Genomic DNA, 2877 nt, shown 5'->3' with positions numbered 1-2877 from the left:
GTAGATAAAAAATAGTTAAAAAAGTAGATAAAAAATAGTTAAAAAAGTAGATAAAAATAATAAAAAAATAATGAAATAATTAATTAAAAAAAATGAATAATTAATCAAAAAAATGAATAATTAATTAAGAAATTAATTATTTAGTATGCAAAAGCTTCTCCATCTGGGGATTCCACTAAGAATTTACAGCAGTCATCACCCATGGTGAAACATTTCACTTCAGTTACGTCAACATCCTTCTTAAGATAGTTTGCAAATAATGCTTCAAAAATACCTGCATCCAAGTAACAGGTTGGTTTTCCTTTCTTAGGAAGCAAACTGCATTCGAAACATTCATAAGCAGTAATGTTGATGATGTCTCCCAATTCAATCTCGAGTTTGCCTAAACCATTGTCATCCCAGAATTGGATGATATTGTCACAGAACTTGTTGATGTCCTCTTCGTAAAGCTTTTCATACATTGCTGAACCGATGTTCTTACCTGATTGGTTCAATACAGGGTTGATGTTGATTCCTTCTTGAATCAAGTTAGATCTTAAGGTGTGGAACAATAGGAAGGAGAACTTGAAGTTGTCTACATCCATGATGTTTTTAACAAGGAATTCCGCTTGTCTTTCTTCCAATTCCTTTTCATCTCCAGATTGGACTTCACCTAAGAATTTTGAATTGATGAAGAAGATTTTCTTTCTGTGATCGTTTGCATCGAATCTGTAGCTTACGATTCCATCTTCTCTTAATGATTTCAAATGAACGGAAATTGTAGATTTGGATTTTCCAGTGTTTTTAACGATTTCATCAAATTCCATATCTGTATCTTTCAACATTGAAAGAATTGTCAATTTCACTGGACTTTTAACTACATTTACACCAAGCTCACCAGGAGCCTTTGCAAAAATTTGAATTGCTTTTGGTTGAATAGTCTTTTCTTCATTTTCCATTTTAAACCCTCAAAAAATAATAATTATTAAAATATGTTTAATTTTTTATAAAATTTATAAAAATCCTAACATGATTAAATAATTGTTTTATACATATAGTATAAACTTTCTTATTTATATACTTGTTCTTATATTGACAAAATGTTTTATTATTTTAGATTTCCTTACGAACAGTTTAAAAAAATTATATGATTTATTAGTCTGAAATACGAACATTCGTTATAAAATAGCTAAAAATATGGAAAAATACGAACAAATTAAAAGAATAACACATGTTAAAGAGTTTTTGAAAATAAATAAAAAAAGAAAAAATAAAAAAGAAAAGAACTTTAAAATTAAAGTTCTAATTTTTTAGCTTCTTCAACTAATTTTTGACCTAATTTGAAGCTGGTGTCATCGTCTTCATCATCAGGGACATAGTAGATTTCCTGTTGGTCGAGAACTTCGAAACCACATTCGGTGAGTTCGTTTGCGATGAATTCTACAGCTCCACCTCTTCCTCCCATGGAACCGAAGGTAACAGCAGGTCTTTTGAATCCAGTTCTGTTGAAGTGGAGACCTTTCAAGTAGTAGATAATGTCACCAATACTTGGGAATGGGAAGTCGTTGATGGTTGGAATACCGAAAGCAACTGCCTTACTGGTTAAGATGCTTTTTACGATTTCACTTCTTTCATCTTCATGCAAGAAGTACATTTCCACATCGTATCCTTCTGCAATGATTCCTTCAGCAACTTCGTGAGCCATTTTTTGGGTAGAGTAGTGCATGGTATCGTAAACAATGGTTACTTTGTCTTCTGCTCTTTTACCGGTTGCCCAGTCACTGTAAGCACCAATGATCTTCATTGGGTCGGTCCAGATTTGTCCGTGGGAAGGAGCAATCATTTTAACTTGTTCTAAAAGACCTAATTCAATGATTTCATCGAATTTGTTAAGTACTTTTTTACTGAGTGGGGTAATCAAGTTACCGTAGAACTTTTGTGCTGCATCCATAAGAACAACTTCTGGAATGTCAGTGTCAAATCTTTTAGCGAAACATAAGTGTTGACCGAATGCATCGTTAGGGAATAAGATTCCATCTTCTGCAAGTAAGGTGAACATGCTGTCAGGCCAGTGAAGCAAGAAAGCATCTAAGAATGCTAATGTTTTACCGCCTAAGTCAAGTGAATCTCCAGTTCCAACGATGTTGAAGTCTGCACCTTCTAATTTAGGGTAGTGTCTGAGTAATCCGCCTTGAGCGATTTTACTGCAGTAAATTGGTGCATCGAATTTTTTCCATAAGTCGTATAAGACACCACTGTGGTCTTTTTCTACATGGTTTTGAACAATGTAGTCGACTTTCATAACTCTACCTTCTTGTTCAAATGCGTCTTCGATACGAGCCATCATTTCTTCAGTTTTTCCAGGATAAGCGTTATCGATAATAGCTACCTTTTCACCAAATACAATGTATGCATTGTAAGTGGTTCCATCTAAAGTGTATCCGTGGTAGGATCTTAAATCCCAGTCAAGTACACCAATCCAGTATACTCCATCACCTATTTTTTGTGCTTTTGCTTTCATTTTAATTCCTCTAATATTCAATTACATAAATATATTATGTATTACATTTCAGCAATTTTTCATAACTAAAGTATTATTAGTTCGTAAATGCTTAAACATTTATTTATATGTTTTTCTGCATATATAAAGTTTTGGTTTCATATGATACGAACAAAAATTATTGTTAAAAAATATAAATTGCGATTAATCTAAAATGGAGTGCCTAAAAAGCCGACAACAAGACTAACCACAATTATGATTCCCATAAAGAAAGACATGAAAGTGACTATTGGCCTATAAGCTCCTTCAGGCATGATATAAGACAATAGGTTCTCAAATAAATGTCCTCCATCCAAAGGTTTCATAGGAAGCAAGTTAAAGGTTCCAACTGCAAAGTT

General features: G+C 32.9%; 3 protein-coding genes. All 3 read right to left on the bottom strand.

All coding sequences use genetic code 11. The annotated features are described in order from the left end of the window. Nucleotides 1–140: 140 nt before the first annotated feature. Nucleotides 141–938 carry a V4R domain-containing protein gene (locus ACKI67_RS10385; protein ID WP_296856034.1) on the bottom strand — a complete coding sequence of 266 codons (798 nt, stop codon included), beginning with the start codon at nucleotides 936–938 and terminating at the stop codon, nucleotides 141–143. 335 nt (nucleotides 939–1273) lie between these two features. Then, on the bottom strand, nucleotides 1274–2500 hold the full coding sequence (locus tag ACKI67_RS10380) for an FprA family A-type flavoprotein (RefSeq protein ID WP_407463461.1): 1227 nt from the start codon (nucleotides 2498–2500) through the stop codon (nucleotides 1274–1276). 188 nt (nucleotides 2501–2688) lie between these two features. Next, a partial coding sequence (locus tag ACKI67_RS10375; RefSeq protein WP_407463460.1) for a site-2 protease family protein occupies nucleotides 2689–2877 on the bottom strand: 189 nt, incomplete at its 5' end.

The sequence above is a fragment of the Methanobrevibacter sp. genome, assembly GCF_045577275.1.
Classification (GTDB): Archaea; Methanobacteriota; Methanobacteria; order Methanobacteriales; family Methanobacteriaceae; genus Methanobrevibacter.
Note: the sequence above shows the minus strand (reverse complement) of the source record. Positions and strands in the feature narration are given on the sequence as shown.

Coding starts and splice junctions, on each gene's coding strand:
- ACKI67_RS10385 (WP_296856034.1), bottom strand. CDS start 938: ATGGAAAATGAAGAAAAGACTATTCAACCAAAAGCAATTCAAATTTTT.
- ACKI67_RS10380 (WP_407463461.1), bottom strand. CDS start 2,500: ATGAAAGCAAAAGCACAAAAAATAGGTGATGGAGTATACTGGATTGGT.